Here is an 18,139-nt window from a genome sequence, read left to right on the forward strand (position 1 = left end):
GACGAACGTTCGGAGTGAGCGATAGTTACTGCTTGCGTATTCTTCCTCGATTCGTGCCTGGTGCCCGCACATGCTAACCGGTAGCAAGCAGCAACCGCGGACACGGACACTACGAGCGATTGACAGAAACCGAAAACGGAAACTTCGCCGTCGCGGACTATATTTTTGGTTAAGGCAAAATATATTCTCGTACGGAAAAGCTCAAGTGGGTGGCGGTCGAATCTACGGATGCAATGAGCACCCAGAAGACCGTTCGTCAGGAGGCAGGCACCGTCGAAGAGAACCCGGTGCGGCTCGACCGGGAGAAGGCCGAGCAGATAATCGACGCGCTGAACACCGACCTCGCCGACGCGTACGTACTCTACCACCAGCTGCACAAGCACCACTGGAACGTCGCCGGCGCCGAGCACAACGACATCCACGTCTTCCTCCAGGAGGCCTACGAGGAGGTCGAGGAGGCCGCCGACGAGCTCGCCGAGCGCGTCCAGGCCATCGGCGGGGTCCCGCACGCGAACATGACCACCCTCTCGGAGGCCGCCACGGTCGAACCCGAGGACGAGGACGTCTACGACATCCGGACCTCCTTCGAGAACGACGTCGAGATGTACGGCGACATCATCGAGAGCTACCGCGAGCACATCGAGCTCGCCGAGAACCTCGGCGACTACGCCACCGCCGAGATGCTCCGCGAGCACCTGGAGCACCTCGAAGAGCACGTCCACGTCATCGACCACTACCTCGAGGACGACACCCTCGTCCAGTAACGTCGTCGACCGGCGCCGGGGAATCCCGGTGCCCTCGGAGGACGGTACCGCCGCCGGGCCTATCGTCCGGCCCGAACGGTTCTTCGTTTCTGCGGGACACGAAGGGTAGCGCCGCGACCAGCGGCGGCCCGAAGGAAAGACGACGCGGTGTAGGTGAATCGTCGGAGAACGGAGACGAGTAGCTGGCCTCCGACGGAGACTGGGGCGACGAAGTTCGACGAGTAGAACGGGCGAGCGCTAGTCGTCGGCGGTCGGCGGTCGGCGGGTCTCCCACGCGGACTGACACCCGGCGTCGCAGAAGGCGAAGAACGTCACGTCGCCGTCGGCCTGTCGGACCGCGACCGGGTAGTCGCTGTCGAGTTCGAACGCCGAACCGCACTGGGAGCACTCGCCGAACGACCGGCCCGACCCGTCGTCGACCCGTGCCGCGGCGACCAACCCTCGACCGTCCGCGACGACGTCGCAGCCGGCGTAGGTGAACGAGACCCGGATGTCGCCGCTCGCCGACTCAACGAGCCGCTCCAGGCAGTCTGGATCCACAACGTCGTAGAGGGCCGGGAGGTCCCGCACGCCCTCGCCGACCACCGCAGCGACGGTCTTGGTGACGCCCTCCAGCATCGTCTCGCCGTCGTCGAGACTGTAGGAGTGGCCGAGTTTGCCAGTCATTTCTCGTTGCGGAGGAGGTGTGCTCCGGCAAAAAATCTAGGGTTTTCGTTCGGCTCTGACACAATATTTAGGGAGAATACTGTACATTACGTAAATAGTCTGTCGGAACCGGCAGCGCCGGGCTCAGTCCTCGGCGACGTCCTGGCCCAGGTGGTTGAACGGCCGGACGTGTTCGTCGAGCGTCAGCCGCTGGCTCTCGACGGTCACGTCCATCTCGGTGAGTTCGGCCGCGATGGTCATCACGTCGGCGAGGTCGGCGGCGATGCCGGTGACTTCGAGGTTCCCCTGGCCGGCCAGCAGTTCCCGGACGTTGACGACGCCGTGAATCCCGAGCAGTTCGTCGGAGACGTCCGCGAGCCGGTCGGCCGCGACCGTGCAGGTGAACACGACTTCGAGCGGGAACCCCGCCGCCTCGTAGTCGATGTTCGGCACGTACCCCAGGATGACGCCCCGATCCTCCATCTTCTCGATGCGATTGCGGACCGTTCCCTCCGAGACGGGCAGGTGGTCGGCCATGTCGACCGGCGTGAGGTTCCGCGCGTCCTGCTGCAGGAGATAGAGAATCCCTCGGTCGACTTCGTCGAGGTCGTCGGCGCTCATCCAGTGACGGTTCTTCGGTCCCGTAAATGAAACTTGTTGTCGCGTCGCCCGATGGGAAGCCGGGTGCCGACCATCGGGGAACCGATGTCGAGACCACCGCCGACCGAGCGTCGCCGCCCGCGCCGGTATTACGCCCGCCCCGATTCGGTAATAACAATCCGTTTAGGTTCCCTTTCCCTATCGTCGGCGAGGATGATACCGGGAGACGCGGTCGGACTGTTCGTCGGGGCGGTCGCGCTGGGCGCGGCCCACGGCATCGAACCCGGGCACGGCTGGCCGGTCGCAGCCAGTTACGCGCTCGACCAGTCGAACAAGTGGCTCTACGGCTTCGCCGCCAGCCTACTGCTCGGAATCGGCCACCTGGTCAGCAGCATCGCGATGGTGGTCGTCTTCTTCCTCGCGAAGCGCTACTTCGAGTTCACCCAGATCAACGACCCCATCGAACTCCTCGGCGTCCAGATCGGCGGGCCGGTCGGCATCGTCGCCGGCGTAGTCCTCATCCTGCTCGGTATCCGGGAGTACTTCCACGGTCACAGCCACTCCCACGTCGGGGACGACGGGCACGGACACGGTGACGGAGAGGGACACACGCACGACCACTCGCACGACGACCACGGGCACGGGCACGCCCACCACGGCCACGACCACTCGCACGACGACCATTCGCACGACGGCCACAATCACTCGCACGAAGACCACGAACGTGAACACGGTCGCGAGCACCCGCACGACCATCACGACGAGGACCGCGGCCTCCTCGGCAAACTCAAACTCGCTATCCCCTTCGTCGGCGGGCACGGCCACGGGTCGGCCGAAGAGGCGGCCGAGCGGGGACTGTGGGGCATCGCCGGCTTCGCGTTCGTCCTGGGGTTCGCCCACGAGGAGGAGTTCGAGATCATCGCGATGTGCGCCGGGTCGAACTACTGCCTCTCGCTGATGACAACCTACGCGCTGACGGTCGTCGTGGGCATCGTGACCCTCACGCTCCTGCTCATCGCGGGCTACCAGCGCTACGAGGAGCGGGTCGAGCGGTACACCGACTACCTGCCGGCGTTCTCGGCGGCCGTGCTGATACTCATGGGCCTGGGGTTCGTCACGGGACTGTTCTGAGTTCGGTCGGTCCGTCTCGCGGGCGGCCCGCTCACCGCGGTCCGTTCACCGGACCTCGCTCATCGCGCCCGGTCGTCGCGCGTCGCGAGCAGTCGGATTCCCTGCCAGACGGCGACGCCGAGCGCGGCGCCGACCAGGACAGCCACCGGGTCCAGGCCGCCGGCGTGGCCGGCGTGAAGGGGGAGAAGGGGCATACCTCGTCGTTCGGTCCCGACGGTCGTCAAGGTTTTCGTCCCGGCACGTCGCGACCGAGGAGTTAGATCTGTATCGACCGATGAGAACAGTCAGTCGATAGGACGTACGCACGAAACGGCCCTGCTACCGGTGATACTGTACGTCCTGCTGACGGCGACGGCGGTCAGGCGAGCGATGCGGTGACGAGATGCAACCGCCGCCGTCATACAATTGGTTTGATCGGTGACCGCCGCGCGCCGTGTTCCGGTCTGAGGCCGCAGTCGATGACCGGTCGTCCGACGGTGCCGTTCGACTCCGGTCACTTCGCGACCGACCAGAATCGAACGCTCTGGGGGACCCGCCACAGGGGTTCTGGGAGGTCGCTCTCCGACGGGTCGTTCTCCCGGACTTCGTGGCGCCTGTGCTCGACGAGCCGGCGCACCTCGAACCCGACGTCGACGAGGGCGTTGTGGAGGTCGGCGACCGTCCGGTCGAAGACGGTCAGCGTCGATTCGTACCCGTCGTCGATCGTGATCTCCCGCGGACCGGGGTCGAAATAGTCGCCCTCGACGGTCCCCGTGTCGTCGTCGAGATTCTCGGAGAGCGGATGCGGTACGCTGAGCACGAAGACGCCGCCGTCCCGGAGGACGCGGCGGGCCTCGCGGAGCGCCCTGTCGAGCCGTTCGACCATCTGGAACACCGCCTCGGAGGACGCGAGGTCGAACCGGTCGTCGGGGAACGGGAGTTCCGTCACGTCGCCCTCGACGAACTGGGCGTCGGCGCCGTAGAAGTCCCGTAACCGCCTGGCGTGGCGCAACTGCTCGCCGGAGAAATCGACCCCGACGACGGTCTCGGCCCCCAGTCCGGCCGTGCCGACGCTCCCCTGGCCTCCACCGCACCCCAACTCGACGTAGTCCTTGCCCTCGACGGAGGGGAGCACGTCGGCGGGGCGGCCGCCCGGAGCGTCCGGCGCGAACGGGGACGGGGCCGGCGGGAGCTCCCCGTCCGCCGTGTTCGCGTTCCACAGGGCCTGGAAGTCGTCGCTCCACTCGTTCCAGAGTCGCTGGTTCCCCCGACCGTGTTCGGTCATGGTTCGACCTCCGGGGGCGCGCGGTATCAGTATTTTGCGACTTTGGGACGCCATCGCACGGTGTCGATGCTCACCCCGCTTCGCTCGATGAGACGGCAGAACAGCAAACCGAAAGAGAGAGCGCTCACCGCAGGAATCCGAGCAGTTCGTAGTCGTGGTCGGGCGTGTACCGGCGGAAGAGGAGGCTGTTGGTCAGGACGCTCACGCTGGAGAACGCCATCGCGCCCGCGGCCAGGACGGGCTGGAGCAGGCCGAGGCTGGCCAGCGGAATCATCGCGGTGTTGTAGCCAAGCGCCCAGAACAGGTTCTGCTTGATCTTCGCCAGGGTCCCCTCCGAGACGCGGATGGCCTTCATCACGTCCGCGGGGTCGTCGCGCATCAGCGTCACGTCGGCGGCCTCGATTGCGACGTCGGTGCCCGACCCGATGGCCGCGCCGACGAATGCAGCCGCGAGCGCGGGCGCGTCGTTGACGCCGTCGCCGACCATCATCGCGTTACGGCCCTCGTCCTGGATGGCCTCGACCGCGTCGGCCTTGTCCTCGGGCAGCACTTCGGCCCGGACGTTGTCGGGATCGATGCCGACCTGCTCGGCGACCGCGCGGGCCGTGCGCTCGTTGTCGCCGGTGATCATCATGACATCCCGGCCCGACTCGCGGAGGTCGGCGACCGCGCGCTCGGCGCTCTCCTTGACGGTGTCGGCGTCGGCGACGACGCCGGCGAGTTCGTAGCCCCGCGGTTCGTCACCGCTCGTTCGTTCCGAGGCGCGTTGCGCCTCGCGGTCGATAGCGACGAGCATCGCGGTCTTGCCCTCGCGTTCGAGCCGCTCCATCGTCTCCTCGGCGGGCGAGACGTCGATGCCGCGGTCGGTCAGCAGCCGACGGTTGCCGACCAGCACCTCGCCGTGGGAGGTCGTGGCCTCGATTCCCTGGCCGGGCACGTTCTCGAATCTCTCGGGGCTCTCGACGTCCAGGCCGCGCTCTTCGGCGCCCGCGACGATGGCCTCGGCGAGGGGATGCTCGCTGCCCTTCTCGGCGCTCGCCGCGGCTTCGAGCACGACGTCCTCGTCGAGGTCGGGCACAGGGGCCTCGACTGCGCCGCCGTCCGCGGCCGGTTCGGCGTCGCCCCCTCCGTCCGCTCGGGGGCCGAGCGCGACCACGTCGGTCAGCCGCATCTCGCCCTCGGTCAGGGTGCCGGTCTTGTCGAAGACGACCGTGTCGACGTCCTTGACGCGTTCGAGCACGTCGCCGCCCTTGAACAGCACGCCGTTCTGCGCGCCGATGGAGGTGCCGACCATCGTCGCGGCCGGGGTGGCGAGGCCGAGCGCGCAGGGGCAGGCGATGAGCACCGCAGAGGCGAACACGACCACCGCGAACTCGAACACCGAGACGCCGCCGCCGACGACCGTCGGGCCGCCGGCCACCAGCCCCCAGAGCGGGAGCGACTGGACGAAGCCCGCCAGCGCCTCGGGGAAGAGGAACCACGCGACGCCCCAGAACAGCGCGTTGGTGATGACCGCGGGCACGAAGTACGCCGAGATGCGGTCGGCCACCTGCTGGATCTCGGGCTGGCGGCTCTGGGCCTCCTTGACCAGCTGGACGATCTGCTGGAGCGCGGTCTCCGAGCCGACCTTGGTGGCCTCGACCCGGAGCACGCCGTTCTCGTTGACCGTGGCGCCGACGACCTCGTCGCCCGGCGACTTCTCGACCGGGACCGACTCGCCGGTCACCATCGACTCGTCGACCGCGCTGTCGCCCTCGCGGACCACGCCGTCGGTGGGTATCTTCTCGCCGGGCCGGACGACCATCAGGTCGCCGACCTCGACGTCCTCGATGGGGATCTCGATTTCTTCGTCGTCGCGGACCACGGTGGCGGTGTCGGCCTCCATCTCCAGGAGCCTCCGGAGCGCCTCGCTGGCCTGACCCTTCGAGCGGGCTTCGAGGTAGTTACCCAGCGTGATGAACACCAGGATGAGCGCGGCGGTGTCGAAGTAGAGGCTGCCCGCGATGAGGTCGAACAGCACCGCGACGCTGTAGAGGTAGGCGGTCGACGACCCCAGCGCGATGAGCACGTCCATGTTCGCGGTCCGGTTGCGCACGACCGCGGTGTAGGAGTTCTCGTAGAACTCCTTGCCGAGGAAGTACTGGACCGGCGTCGCCAGTCCGAACATGAGCCAGCCGAGCGGAATCCCGAGCAGTTCGTCGGCGAGCAGCCCGTCGAAGAGGAAGTGCTCGAGCAGGAAGAAGACCAGCGGCGCCGACAGCAGCGCGCCGAAGACGGTGAGGTTGCGCTGGCGGCGGATCTCGGCCTTGCGGGCGTCCTCACGCCGGTCGCCCGCGGTCTCGCCGTCCTCGCCCGCGTCGTCCTCGCGAATCGGCTCGTAGCCCGCCGACTCGATGGCGTCGTAGAGGTCCTCTAGGTCGGCGTCGTCGGGGTTGTACCGGACCGTCCCCTCGTCGGTGGCGTAGTTGACCTCGGCGTCGACCACGCCGGGAGTGTCCTCGAGGGCGGTCTCGTTGGCCTCCGAGCAGTTCGCACAGGACATCCCGGAGATGCCGATCGTGACCTGCTGGGCCACCGGCTCGTAGCCCGCGTCCTCGACGGCGCCGTAGATCTCGCCGAGCGAGACGACTTCCGGGTCGTACTCGACGGTGCCCTCGTCTGTGGCGAAGTTGACGTTCGCCGACTCCACGCCGTCCAACTCGCCCAGGGCGTCTTCGACCGTCCCCGAGCAGTTGGCGCAGCTCATGCCTCGGATGTCGAGGTGTGCAGTTCGCGCCATGGTGGCCTCCTTGTGGTAACGTAGGGGAGCCACATTGATGCGAGTTTCCCCTTACAAATGAAGCCCGATAGGCACCAGATTCTTTTCAGGGCAAGAAAATTCACACCTCAATTTTTGTTTCTGAGTTCGCCTGGGAGCGCCCGGTTCCAAAACGACGAGCAGGTACCGCCGAGACGCGACCGCTCTCAGCGCGCCCCCTCCGGGTCCGATCGGTCGCCGAACGGCGATTCGCCGGGCAACAGGACGACCTTGCACCGACCCACGGGGATCCGGTCGACCTCGCCGTCCTCCTCCAGCTTGCCGAGGTGGCGGCTGACCGTCGACTTCGACCACCCGGTGCGCCTGACCAGGTCGGCCTGCTTCATCCGGCCGCCGCGCTCCTCGACGAGTTTGAGCAGCGCCTCCGCGCGCGTCAGGCCGGTGGTGACGACGAAGTCCGCCTCCGACGCGCGCGCCGACTGGCCGCCGCGCCCGGTGTCGGCGGTCCGACTGCCGGGGTCGTCGGTCCCCTCGGCGCCCGTACCGAGAACGGTCTCCTTGACGGTGGTGATAAGCCCCATGTCTCTACTTCCTCGCCCGTAGGTAGTCTCGCCGCGAGGGTAAACCCACGCGACAGTTTGGCCGGATTTCGACCGTTTTCGGTCGGGTTCACACCGTTCACGCGCGTAGACGGGGCGTAAGTCCGCTGGGACCCGGGTAACGACCGAATAGCCAGTTGCACGCCCCCTGGTCGACCGTTTCGGACCGTTTCACGCGAATACTGCGCTCGGACGAACCAGGAGACGCCGGCGGCGATTGGGAGCGCGGAGGCCGGGTCACGACTCATGGACCCGCTCGCCCCGGTGGAGGCGCTCGGCGATGGTGTAGGTCTGCTCGGCCGACCGCCGGGTCGGGACGTGGGCCGAGAGGTAGCGCGCGGTCGCGACCAGGTGGACGCGGGCGTCGGCCGGGTCGTCGGTCAGGTCGAACTGGCGGAAGGCGGCCTCGACGTTCTGGAGCGTGTGGAAGTCGGCGTCCTCACGGAGCAGGCCCTCGCCGAGGACGCGCTTGAGCTCGGCGGGGTCCCCTCCCTCCCAGAGGTACGCCGCCACGAGTTGCCCGGCCCTGTCGACCTCGCCCTCCTCGTCGAAGACGTCGAGCAGCGCCGCGCGGAGGTCGTCGGGCGCGTCGACCTCGGTCCCGTCCGGGATCGGCGCCGGCGGGGTGTTGAGGAACCGGTCGAGGTAGACGCTCATCGCGCCGGCGAACGCGCCGCGGTAGCCCGCGAGCGAGTCGGTCCGGAGCGCGGCCCGGTGGACCGCGTTGGCGTACGAGTAGGTGTGGTGGACCGTGTCCCAGTCGTTGAACTCGTTCGAGGTGCCGAACTGCGCGACCCGGACGCCGGCGGCCCGGGCTACCGAGCCCGCGAGCTCCGCGGGGGTCGCGCCGTTCTGGACCGCGGCCTTCATCGCGGTGACGATCTCCTCGGGGTCGTCCGAGAGGAGCGTGTCGACGAAGCCGTCGGGACCGTCCCAGGCCCGGTCGGCGCCCGCCTCGGCGAGCGCCGGGAGTTCGTCGTACGCGTCGAAGACCAACTCGGCCACGTCGACGGGCTGGCGCCACGACGACTGCTCCTCGGAGCGCGCGGCCTGGGTCAGCCGGGGAATCACGCTCGGCAGCACCTCGTCGGCGTGGTCCCAGCCGACGCGGTCGAGCGCCTCGCAGGCCTTGTTGATGAAGTCGAACGTGTGGCCCGCGTCCATGTAGAGGTGGTCGGTCGCCGCCAGGTAGAGGATGTCCGCGACCTCCTCGGAGTCGAGAACGGCGACGGCGGTCCGGAGGCACCGCTCGGCGCCGTCGCGGTCCCGGACCTCGACGGTCTCGCGGAACCAGTCCTCGAGCCGGTCCCGCGAGAGGTCCCGGGCCGAGAACGACGGCTGGTCGAACGCGGGCGGTTCGCCCTGGCAGTCCTCGGCGACCCGCGAGAGCCCGGTGTACAGCGCCCGCTTGCGGTCCTCGGGCCGGAGCCCGTCGTGGAGGTTCGCCATCGCCGAGAGGACGGTCAGCCCGGAGCTCCAGCCGTCCTCGCGGTACTGCGCGCCGAAGGTCAGCCCCTCACGGAGCGGGTCGGTGTACGGGACGTCCTCGTCGGCCAGCCCGACGACCGACTTCGCGAGCACGAGCCGCAGGCTCTCCTCCAGGCCGGTCCGGAGTCGGTCCGTCCAGTGCTCGACCGGCGGCAGGTCGGGGTTGGGGTGCGGGTCGACGTACACCTCGCCGTCCCGGACCTCGACCGGGAACGCCCGGACGTCGTCGGCCCACGGGTCGAAGGTGTCGCCGCACGAGAGCTCGAACCGGGCGTGGTGCCAGTGGCAGGTCAGGATGCCGTCGTCGACGGTGCCATCCGCCAGCGGGAACCCCATGTGCGGACACCGGTTGTCCACCGCGCGGAACTCCCCCTCGTGGTGGAACAGCGCGAGCGCCCGGCCGTCGGCCCGCGCCACCGTGCGGCCCTCCTCGCGGAGGTCGTCGGCGTCGGCCACGCGCACGAACGAGGCGTCGTCGGCAGCGTCGTTAGAGTCGTTCGTCGCCATACCCCGAGAGTTGTGAGCGTACCACAAAACGGTTCCCGGAAGCGAGTTTTGGTAACAAATCAGATATTTGCAGCTCCGGAACCCCGACGTCAGGACGCGGAGACCGGTACGTCTTCGTCCGCCGCGTCGCCCGAGCGGTCGTCCGGCGTCCCGCCGGCGTCGTCGCTCCGGTCGGGGTCGACGAGGTCGACGTCCGAGAACGCGAACCGGGCGCCCCCGTCCGACCCCGCCTCGGCCGACACGCGCCAGCCGTGGGCGTTGGCTATCGTCTCGACGATGGCGAGGCCGAGGCCGGTTCCCGTAGCGGTGGTGGTGTACTCGTACTCGAAGACCCGCTCGCGGTCCTCGGGCGGGACGCCCGGCCCGTCGTCCTCGACGAAGAAGCCGTCTCCGAGCGCGCCGACCCGGACCGTCGCGGGGGCGTCGTCGGAGCCTCCGTCCGCTGTCGAGGCGCCGTGCTCGACGGAATTTCGAAACAGGTTCTCGAAGACGTTCCGGAGTCGGGTCTCGTCGGCGTAGACGGCCACCTCGGGGTCGATGTCGAGTTCCAGCGCGGCGTCGCCGGTGTCGGTGGTCCGCCACGCGTCCTCGGCGAGGGCGGCCAGCGGGACCACCTCGCGCTCCTCGATGGTCCGGCCCTCGCGCGCGAGCGTCAGCAGGTCCTCGATGATGCGGTCGATGCGGTCGAGGGCCTCGTCGGCCGCCTCCAGGCGGTCGCGTTCGCCGGTCTCCAGCGCGAGCTCGACGTTCCCCTTGGCGACGTTCAGCGGATTGCGGAGGTCGTGGGACAGCGTGCTCGCGAAGCGTTCGAGCTGGTCGGCGTGCTGTTCGAGCTCGAGCAGGTAGCGCTCTCGCTCGGTGACGTCCTGGACGACGAGCACGTGTCCCCGGACCGAGCCGCGGGTCGCGAGCGTCGAGTCGTCGACCGTGAACTCGCGGCGCTCCCCGTCGCGGTAGCAGAACGCGCGGTCGACGAACTCGCCGCCGTCGCCCACGAGTTCGGGCGCCGCGTCGTCGAGCGGGTCGCCCGCGCCGTCGGCCACCGCCGGGAACAGCCGCTCGGCCCGGCGGTTGTAGTCGAGGACGCGGCGCTCGCGGTCCACGACGAGGACGCCCTCGTCGAGCTGGTCGAAGACGGTCATCCGGGCGACCGGCGTGACGTCGAACGTCTCCTCGTAGAACACCGACCAGCCCGCGAGCAGGCCAACCAGGACCGACCCCACCACCAGGACGCCGTTGGCGGGGCCCACCGGCTGGAAGGCGATCGCGAACGGGAGCAGGAACTGGACGGTCATGGCCGCCGCGAGCAGTCCCGTCCGTCGGCGGCCGAGACGGGACCGCGAGAAGCGGTGCTGGACGAGGAGGCCGAGACCGGCCAGATACAGGAACACTCCCGGGAGCGTGACGAACCATCCGACTCCGGTCACGCCCGTCAGGTAGGGGAAGGGGTCGGTCAAGAGCCGGAAGCTCGGCCAGACCAGCCCGTGGACCGGATTCGTGGCGATCACTGCGGCCTCGACGACGTAGTAGGTTCCCAGGACGCCGAGGAACCGCCCGCCGACCCACTCCGACCGGCCCACGTACAGCACCGTGAAGACGAACCAGAGCAGCAGGATTCCGTTGCCGACCACCTGGTGAGCGTGGAACGCGGCCTGCGAGAGCGCCCGGGTCGGCGCGTACAGCTGGCCGAGGACGAACCCACCCACCACCGCGTGGGCGCCGAGTATCCCCGCGAGGGTGCGCATCACGTCGGATTCGTTCCGTCGCCAGAACAGTAGGCCGGCGCCGGCGGTGAAGACGCTGGCGCAGGCGACCGCCGCGGCGAACGTCGTCTGGGCGGACGGCATCAGTCGGACCTCACTACTATCGAGATTCTGATACTGAGGGGATAAACGTGCGGCAGGATATGTAACAGCACTTATTACGGGTCGGGTTTCCTCCAGATGACCGCTCGGGGACCGTCGTTCCGGGGTCTGTGAACTGTAATGAACCCGGACCCGTCTCGACGCTAGTCGAACGAGTCGAGCCGGCGGGAGAACGACACCGGCGCCGAGGCCGTCCCGTCGCCGCGCCGGGCCGGGTCGACGGTTCTCGCCGGTCCGCGCTCGTCGAGGAGGTCGGCGCGCTTCTCGGCCAGCGTCCGAGCGAACGTCTCCTTGGCCTCGAGCCGCTCGTCTTCCCAGACCCGGATGCGAGCGTCGGGGATGTGGCGACGGTGGTGGAACCGGAGCTCGACCCGCGCGAGCATCGCGATGAACGAGTCGAGGAACTCCTCGACCGCCTCGTAGTCGGGGTCCTCGGGTTCGAGCAGCAGCTCGACGGTGTCGTACCACTCTACGAAGAGTTCGTATGCCTCGGGGTAGTCGTTCCGGGGGTAGGTGTCGACCATCGCGTCCAGCGAGTCGACCACGAACCCCCTGGTCGAGCGGTCGGTCACCCGGAAGTCACCGAGGGTGTACTGCTCGTTCAGGTCGACCGACTTCAGTCGGGTCCGGAGGTCGCTGTACGTCCGGATGAACTCGTTTGGGACGTGGTGGCGGTACTGGTACTTCCCGACCGCCTCGGCGTTCGTGCGCTCGAAGGTGTCGACGGTCCAGTCGACCGCCGCGTCGATGTCGTCCTTCGCGTCGGGGGCCACGTCGAACTCCCATTCGTGGACGTCCTCGACCGGGAGGTAGCGCCGGCCCGCCCAGTGGTTCGCCGAGGGCGCGATGTAGAAGTCGCCGTCGAGCGACCGCTCGTCGACCACCTCGCCGTAAACGTACCAGTGGCGCGGGAACCGGACGTCGCGGTCACGTTCCGACGCGAGGTGGCGGTCGGTGATGCAGCTGAGCTTGTGGAACCGCGACCCCGAGACCGGGTAGCTCCGGGACGCCTCCAGCTCCACGAGCAGGCGGTAGCAGAGGTACTCGGCCGGGCCGAAGTCGCGGTCGCCGTCGCTCACCGGCGGTCACCTCCGACGCGAACTGACCGGTCGCGGCGCCCGCGACCATTCCTCGTCGAGTGAGTCGGTTGTGCCTCCACGTCGATAGCACCTCGCGCCGCGGTGACTCGCCGGCGCGGGTCCGTTACCGGCCGAAACGAGTCGTCTTGCGCGCGTCTTACACGGGGGTTCTGAAAGCGCCATCATAAATGTTCGTGTTCCCGATACGTTTTCCTTCGTACTCGATACGTGGGATAAGATACGGAGCGCACGACGACGCCGGAGGGCGCTCGATTGCGGACGACGTCGAACGGCTACTGCACGGACGCCGCGCGGCGGGCACAGCGATGGCCGGCTCAGGCCGCTTCCTTGAGCTCCTCGTACTGCTCCTCGAACCGGGTTCGGCACGACGAGCAGCAGAACTGGTAGAGGTCGCCGTCGATGCGGGCGGACTCGCCCTCGTTGGTGACCGAGTTGCCGCACTCGTCGCACTCGAGCGCGAACTCGACGCCGCGGGGCTCGGGGTGCCAGGCGGAGTCGGTGAGCAGTCGGACGTCGTACTCGCTTATCGCGTCGGTGTCGAGCGCGTCGGCGAGCAGCGGTTCGACCGCGCCGTCGCGCAGGCGGGCGTGGAACACCACGTTCCCGCCCGCGGTCACGAACACGTGCTCGACCCCGTCGATGTCCTCGACGCCGCTCCGGACCTCCGAGACCCGGCCGGGTTCGACGCGGAGGTCGACGAGCACCGCGACGCCCTCCGAGAGCAACGACCGGTCGAGGTCAGCGGTGAACCGCCGGACGACGCCGAGTTCCTTCAGGCGGTCGATGCGGTCCGAAACCGTCGGCGGCGAGAGGTCCACCGCGTCGGCGATCTCGTTGTACGGGCGGCGGGCGTCCGCGACGAGCAACTGCAGGATTTCGAGGTCTGTTTCGTCGAGCTCTCGCATTATCAACGCAATTGTGTGTCCACGATAGAAACACTTTTCGTCACGTCGCGGGGACGTTCGGAGAACCGGAATCGGCGAGTAACGGGACCAGAAAACGGTACGGAGCCGCTCGGCAGCCCGCTCAGTCGTCGGCCGGGACCGCCCCGCCACGCGCGCACTCCAGTCGCTCGGTCACGTCGACGGTCCGGCCGGTCTCGGCCGCCTCGTAGGCCGCCTCGGTGAGCGCGGTCACCCGGAGCCCGAACGCTCCGGACACCGAGGGCTCGGTCCCCTCGGTGACCGCCCGCACGAAGTCCGCGAGCTTCCGGCGCGTGAGCGTCTCGAAGTCGCGGTCGCCCGTCACCTCGCCATCGTAGGTCGCGCCGCCCTCGCAGACCGTGAGCCGGTCTTCGGCGTACCGGACGTGCCCCTCGGTCCCCCAGACCACCAGTTCCTCGTCGGGTTCGCCGTTCGTGCCGTCGCCGACCACGCCGACGCTGGCGGTGACGGTTCCGTCCCGAGATTCCCGGGTGAGCGAGAGCGCCAGCGCCGAGTTGACGTCGACGTCCTCGCCGCGGTCGTCGACGAGCGCTGCGACTTGCCGGGGCTTCGCGTCGAGCGTCCAGAGCAGCGCGTCGAGCAGGTGGCTCCCCGAGTCGTAGAGCTGGCCGCCGCCCGAGAGCGCGGGGTCGGTCCGCCACGACCCGCGCTGGAGCTCGATCCAGTCCTGGCCGAGGTAGGCGTTGGCGGCGTGGACGTCGCCGATCCGCCCCGAGGCGACCACGCGCTTGAGTTCACGGAACAGCGGGTCGAAGTGGCGCTGGTAGCCCACCTGCAGGACCCGGCCCTGCTCGTCGGCAGCGTCGACGAGATTCGCGGCGTTCTCGACGCCCGTGACCATCGGCTTCTCGAGGAAGACGTCCGCGCCGGCGTCGAAGCAGTCCATCGCCTGCTCGTAGTGGAGGGTGTGGGGCGTGACGATGTTGACCGCGTCGAGGTCCCGGTCGGCCAGCATCGCCGCGTGGTCCTCGTAGGTCGGCGCGTCGTACGTCTCGGCGAACGCCCCGCGGGCGCCCGCCGAGACGTCCGCGCCCGCGACGATCTCGACGTCGTCCATCTCGTCGTAGAGTCCGAGTTCGATGCTGCCGAGGCCACCTAGCCCGATCGCGCCCAGTCGCAGTGCCATACCCTCGGCGGTGGAGTTCTTCAATGTAAATCTATCGATTGACTGTAGAATCGTGGGAGCGTCTCTGTAACCTCGACGGAGAATCCGCCTTCGTCGTCGCGTCACTTTCCGAAAATACGTTTTCGGCTTACAGTCGCTTCTACCCCGCCGGTGACGTGTCGCTCTCCGCCCAGAATGCCTAACTTCGGCCGACGTCTGGTTTTAACAGGGGAGCGATACGATGGGGGAAATTGCAGTTATCCATATGGATCTGATGTCGAAAGGGGGCGGCGAAGCGGTCGCCATGAACGTCCTCGAGGCCCTCCAGGGCGACCACGACGTGACGGTCCTGACGCTGACCGATCCGGACCTCCGCGAGCTCAACGACTACTTCGACACGGAGGTCGACGTCGGGGACCTGACCGTCGAGCGGGCCGGCTACCTCGCGCCCTGGATGAACGAGCGGTTCGGCCTCAAGTACTACGTGCTCCAGAATGCGCTGCTCGGACGGTACGCCCGGCGCCGGAGCGACGGGTTCGACCTGCTGGTCAGCACCATCAACGAGCTCGGGCTGGAGTCCGACTCGGTCCAGTACGTCCACTTCCCGTTCGACTGGACCGTGAGCTGCGACCGGCGCGAGCACATCTTCCACCCCACCGTCGAAGAGGACTCCCTCTACGAGCGACTCGCGACCAGGGTCGCGGGGGTCGACCGGGACGACATCCAGCAGAACGCCCTGCTGGCCAACTCCGACTGGACCGCCGACGTGGTCGAGGACGCGTACGACACCCGGCCCGAGGTGGTCCACCCGCCGGTCGACACCCGGGAGTTCGAGGACCGGCCCTGGAGCGAGCGCGAGGACGGCATCGTGACGGTGGGCCGCATCGAGCGCAGCAAACGCATCAAGGAACTGATAGAGATCACGGCCGGCGTCCGCGAGCGCGGTCAGAACCTCCACCTCCACGTCGTCGGCCCGACGGTCGACGAGGAGTACCGCGAGGAGGTCGAGGCGATGGCGGCCGGCCGGGAGTACGTCGACCTGGAGGGCGAGCTCCCCCGCGAGGAGCTGGTCGAGTGCATCTGCAACCACAGGTACGGCATCCACGGCAAGCGCTACGAGCACTTCGGGATGGCGGTGGCAGAGCTCGCGGCCGGCGGCGCCATCCCGTTCGTCCCCGACGACGGCGGCCAGCACGCCATCGTCAACGACCGCGAGGAGCTGCTCTACGAGAGCGTCGAGGACGCGATAGACAAGGTCGCCGCGGTCGCGGCCGACCCCGACCGCCAGCTCGAGCTCCGCCGGCCGATGGGACCGACCGCGATCCGCAGCCGGTTCGGCCGCGAGCGGTTCCAGCGCCAGATCCGGCGGATCGTCGACGACGCGCTCGACCGGCCGACCGCCGGCGTCCCCGGCGCCGCGACCGACGCGCGGACCGAACGCCCCGCGAGCGGGGACTAGCGGTTCTGGTTCTGCGGTTCCCGGGCGATCAGACGAGTTCCGCGTATCGCGCTTCCAGCGCGTCGGCGGTCCGCTCCCATCGGTAGTTTTCGGTCGCGTGCGCTCGACAGGCCCGCCCGGCGGCCGCCCGCTCGGCCGGGTCGAGGTCGGCCCACGCGGCCATCCGGTCGGCCAGCGCCGACGCGCCGACCGACTCGACGACCAGGTCGGTCGGAACCCGGGGGTCGTCGTCGTCGAGTCCCGACAGTATCTCGGTCGTGCCGCCGACCGGGGTGGCGACGACAGGCGTCCCCGACGACAGCGCCTCCAGCGTGGCGAGGCCGAACCCTTCCAGTCGCCGGGTCGGCAGCACGAAGCAGTCCGCGGTCGCGTAGGCGCGGGGCAGGTCCTCGTCGGGGACGTACCCCAGGAACGTCACTCGATCGGCCAGGCCGAGGTCGGCCGCCCGCGCCTCCAAGTCGCCCCGGAGCGGGCCGTCCCCCGCGACGTAGAGGTGGACGTCCGGACGGGTTCGAGCGACCCGGGCGAACGCCCGCAGGAGCATCCCGTGGCCCATCCGCGGCGAGAGCCGCCGGACCGTCAGGAAGGCGGTCTCGGCGTCGGCGCCGCCGTCGGGGGTCACTGCGGCCGCGCGGTCCGCATCTTCCGCGTCACGCTCCGCCCCGTCCCGACCGCCGGCGGGGACCATCGGCTCGTAAGTCCCGGCGTCCAGGCGGTACCGTTCGGTGTCGACGCCGCCGGGAACGATCTCGGGCGCTGCGACCGGCCCGTGGACCGCCCGGAGCTTCCCGGCCATAAATTCACTGAGCGCGAGCACCTGCTCGCAGTCGGCGAGCACCGACCGCTCGATTCGCTCGCGGAGTTCGGCGTTGAGCCGGCGACGCGCGGCCGAGAGCCGGTCCTCGTGGCCCGCTCGGATTCGGTACTCGGTGGCCCACGGGCTGTGGAACGTTGCGCTCCGCGGGACCGCGTCATCGACGAGCAGGTCGACGATGGGGTCGGTGACGGTGCCCTGGAAGCTCACGAGGTCGGGGTCGGGCAGCGAGTCGAGGTGGTCGCGGACGCGCCGGACGGCGCCGGGAACCTGGGCCGCGATTTCGGGTGCCGACTGCTCAGCGACGGAGAGGTCGCAGCGTGCGACCCGGACGCCCGCCACGGTCTCGCGGGCGGGGACGTCGCCCCGGCGGCGCGTGAGGACCGACACGCCGTGACCCCGGTCGGCGAGCCGCCGGGTCGTCTCGTGGACGTAGCGACCGGTCCCGCCGGAGCCCGGGTCAGGGTAGAAGTCGTGGGCGGCGACGAGGAGGTGCATGGGGGAACGACGCCGCTGACGGACAAAGGGCTCTCGGCCGACGTAGACCATCGTTTAAGTGGCCGGCCCGAGACGACTCGGCCATGACCCTCCCTCCGAAGCGATTGGCTGCCGAAGCCGTCCCAGTCGCCGGGATACTCGCGTTCTGGAACCTGCTCGCGCACGTCGTCCAGATCCAGAACGTCGGCGGGCCGGTCCGGACCGCCGGGGTCGTGATGGCCGGCCTCTACGTCGTCGTCCGCGGCGTCGCGCTCGCGCCCGACGTCCCCCGGTTCGCGACCGACGACGTCCGCGTCGTCCTCTACGAGAACGCCCGCGTCGCGGTCCCCGCCGGCGCGTGGTTCGTCGCCGCGATGGCGGTCGCCGCGCTCGACGCATCGACCGGCTACGGCCACTCGCCTCTAACGACCGTCGTCGCGAGCGCGCTGGCCGGTGCGGGCCTCGGCGTCGTCGGCATCTACGCCGTGGCAGCGGGATACAGGACGCTCGGCGAAGGGAGCCTCGGCGGCGGAGACGCCGGTTCGACAGGCGACGACCGTCCAGCCGACGGCGCGTCCGCTGACGACTGACGACATCGCGGAGATCGACTGACGCCGCG

Annotated in this window: 16 protein-coding genes; 4 read left to right on the top strand and 12 right to left on the bottom strand. The window is 69.0% G+C overall.

Annotated elements, in window-relative coordinates; all coding sequences use genetic code 11:
* Positions 1 to 233: 233 nt before the first annotated feature.
* Positions 234 to 764 (top strand): DNA starvation/stationary phase protection protein DpsA, encoded by a 531-nt coding sequence (gene dpsA, locus DVR07_RS20340; RefSeq protein WP_115799142.1) that lies wholly within the window; start codon positions 234 to 236, stop codon positions 762 to 764.
* Between the two features lie 237 nt (positions 765 to 1,001).
* Here the strand turns inward: dpsA and DVR07_RS20345 are convergent, their stop codons facing one another.
* Positions 1,002 to 1,430 carry a DUF7576 family protein gene (locus tag DVR07_RS20345; RefSeq protein ID WP_115799143.1) on the bottom strand — a complete coding sequence of 143 codons (429 nt, stop codon included), beginning with the start codon at positions 1,428 to 1,430 and terminating at the stop codon, positions 1,002 to 1,004.
* A gap of 123 nt (positions 1,431 to 1,553) precedes the next feature.
* Positions 1,554 to 2,030, bottom strand: coding sequence for an Lrp/AsnC family transcriptional regulator (locus DVR07_RS20350; protein ID WP_115799144.1), 477 nt, complete (start codon positions 2,028 to 2,030; stop codon positions 1,554 to 1,556).
* 192 nt (positions 2,031 to 2,222) lie between these two features.
* On the opposite strand from DVR07_RS20350, the gene DVR07_RS20355 reads away from it, so the two are divergent.
* Positions 2,223 to 3,140 (top strand): hypothetical protein, encoded by a 918-nt coding sequence (locus DVR07_RS20355; RefSeq protein WP_115799145.1) that lies wholly within the window; start codon positions 2,223 to 2,225, stop codon positions 3,138 to 3,140.
* 59 nt (positions 3,141 to 3,199) lie between these two features.
* Here the strand turns inward: DVR07_RS20355 and DVR07_RS22440 are convergent, their stop codons facing one another.
* From DVR07_RS22440 to DVR07_RS20395, 9 genes are all read right to left on the bottom strand, one after another.
* A complete protein-coding gene (locus tag DVR07_RS22440; protein ID WP_240147639.1) occupies positions 3,200 to 3,334 on the bottom strand; it encodes an NDUFA4 family protein in 135 nt (44 codons plus the stop codon).
* A 299-nt stretch (positions 3,335 to 3,633) separates the two neighbouring features.
* Positions 3,634 to 4,404: a class I SAM-dependent methyltransferase gene (locus DVR07_RS20360; protein ID WP_115799146.1), complete on the bottom strand. Its 771-nt coding sequence runs from the start codon at positions 4,402 to 4,404 to the stop codon at positions 3,634 to 3,636.
* A gap of 124 nt (positions 4,405 to 4,528) precedes the next feature.
* On the bottom strand, positions 4,529 to 7,183 hold the full coding sequence (locus tag DVR07_RS20365) for a heavy metal translocating P-type ATPase (protein ID WP_115799147.1): 2,655 nt from the start codon (positions 7,181 to 7,183) through the stop codon (positions 4,529 to 4,531).
* 185 nt (positions 7,184 to 7,368) lie between these two features.
* A complete protein-coding gene (locus DVR07_RS20370; protein WP_115799148.1) occupies positions 7,369 to 7,743 on the bottom strand; it encodes a helix-turn-helix transcriptional regulator in 375 nt (124 codons plus the stop codon).
* Positions 7,744 to 7,998: 255 nt separating this feature from the next.
* A complete protein-coding gene (locus tag DVR07_RS20375; RefSeq protein ID WP_115799149.1) occupies positions 7,999 to 9,756 on the bottom strand; it encodes a Rieske (2Fe-2S) protein in 1,758 nt (585 codons plus the stop codon).
* 89 nt (positions 9,757 to 9,845) lie between these two features.
* On the bottom strand, positions 9,846 to 11,603 hold the full coding sequence (locus DVR07_RS20380) for a sensor histidine kinase (RefSeq protein WP_115799150.1): 1,758 nt from the start codon (positions 11,601 to 11,603) through the stop codon (positions 9,846 to 9,848).
* A gap of 161 nt (positions 11,604 to 11,764) precedes the next feature.
* Positions 11,765 to 12,700, bottom strand: a complete 936-nt coding sequence (locus DVR07_RS20385; protein ID WP_115799151.1) for a hypothetical protein — start codon at positions 12,698 to 12,700, stop codon at positions 11,765 to 11,767.
* Between the two features lie 335 nt (positions 12,701 to 13,035).
* Entirely contained in the window at positions 13,036 to 13,626 is a 591-nt protein-coding gene (locus tag DVR07_RS20390) for an AsnC family transcriptional regulator (protein WP_115799152.1), read from the bottom strand.
* Positions 13,627 to 13,747: 121 nt separating this feature from the next.
* Positions 13,748 to 14,791, bottom strand: a complete 1,044-nt coding sequence (locus DVR07_RS20395; RefSeq protein WP_115799153.1) for a Gfo/Idh/MocA family protein — start codon at positions 14,789 to 14,791, stop codon at positions 13,748 to 13,750.
* A gap of 244 nt (positions 14,792 to 15,035) precedes the next feature.
* Here DVR07_RS20395 and DVR07_RS20400 point away from each other — a divergent pair, with 244 nt between their 5' ends.
* Complete coding sequence (locus DVR07_RS20400; RefSeq protein ID WP_162829652.1) at positions 15,036 to 16,229, top strand: glycosyltransferase family 4 protein; 1,194 nt, start codon at positions 15,036 to 15,038, stop codon at positions 16,227 to 16,229.
* A 28-nt stretch (positions 16,230 to 16,257) separates the two neighbouring features.
* Here the strand turns inward: DVR07_RS20400 and DVR07_RS20405 are convergent, their stop codons facing one another.
* Complete coding sequence (locus DVR07_RS20405) at positions 16,258 to 17,541, bottom strand: glycosyltransferase family 4 protein (protein WP_162829653.1); 1,284 nt, start codon at positions 17,539 to 17,541, stop codon at positions 16,258 to 16,260.
* Between the two features lie 83 nt (positions 17,542 to 17,624).
* Between DVR07_RS20405 and DVR07_RS20410 the strand changes: the two genes are divergently transcribed.
* Positions 17,625 to 18,110, top strand: a complete 486-nt coding sequence (locus DVR07_RS20410; protein ID WP_115799156.1) for a hypothetical protein — start codon at positions 17,625 to 17,627, stop codon at positions 18,108 to 18,110.
* The last annotated feature ends 29 nt before the right edge of the window (positions 18,111 to 18,139 follow it).

Source organism: Halorussus rarus (genome assembly GCF_003369835.1).
GTDB lineage: Archaea > Halobacteriota > Halobacteria > Halobacteriales > Haladaptataceae > Halorussus > Halorussus rarus.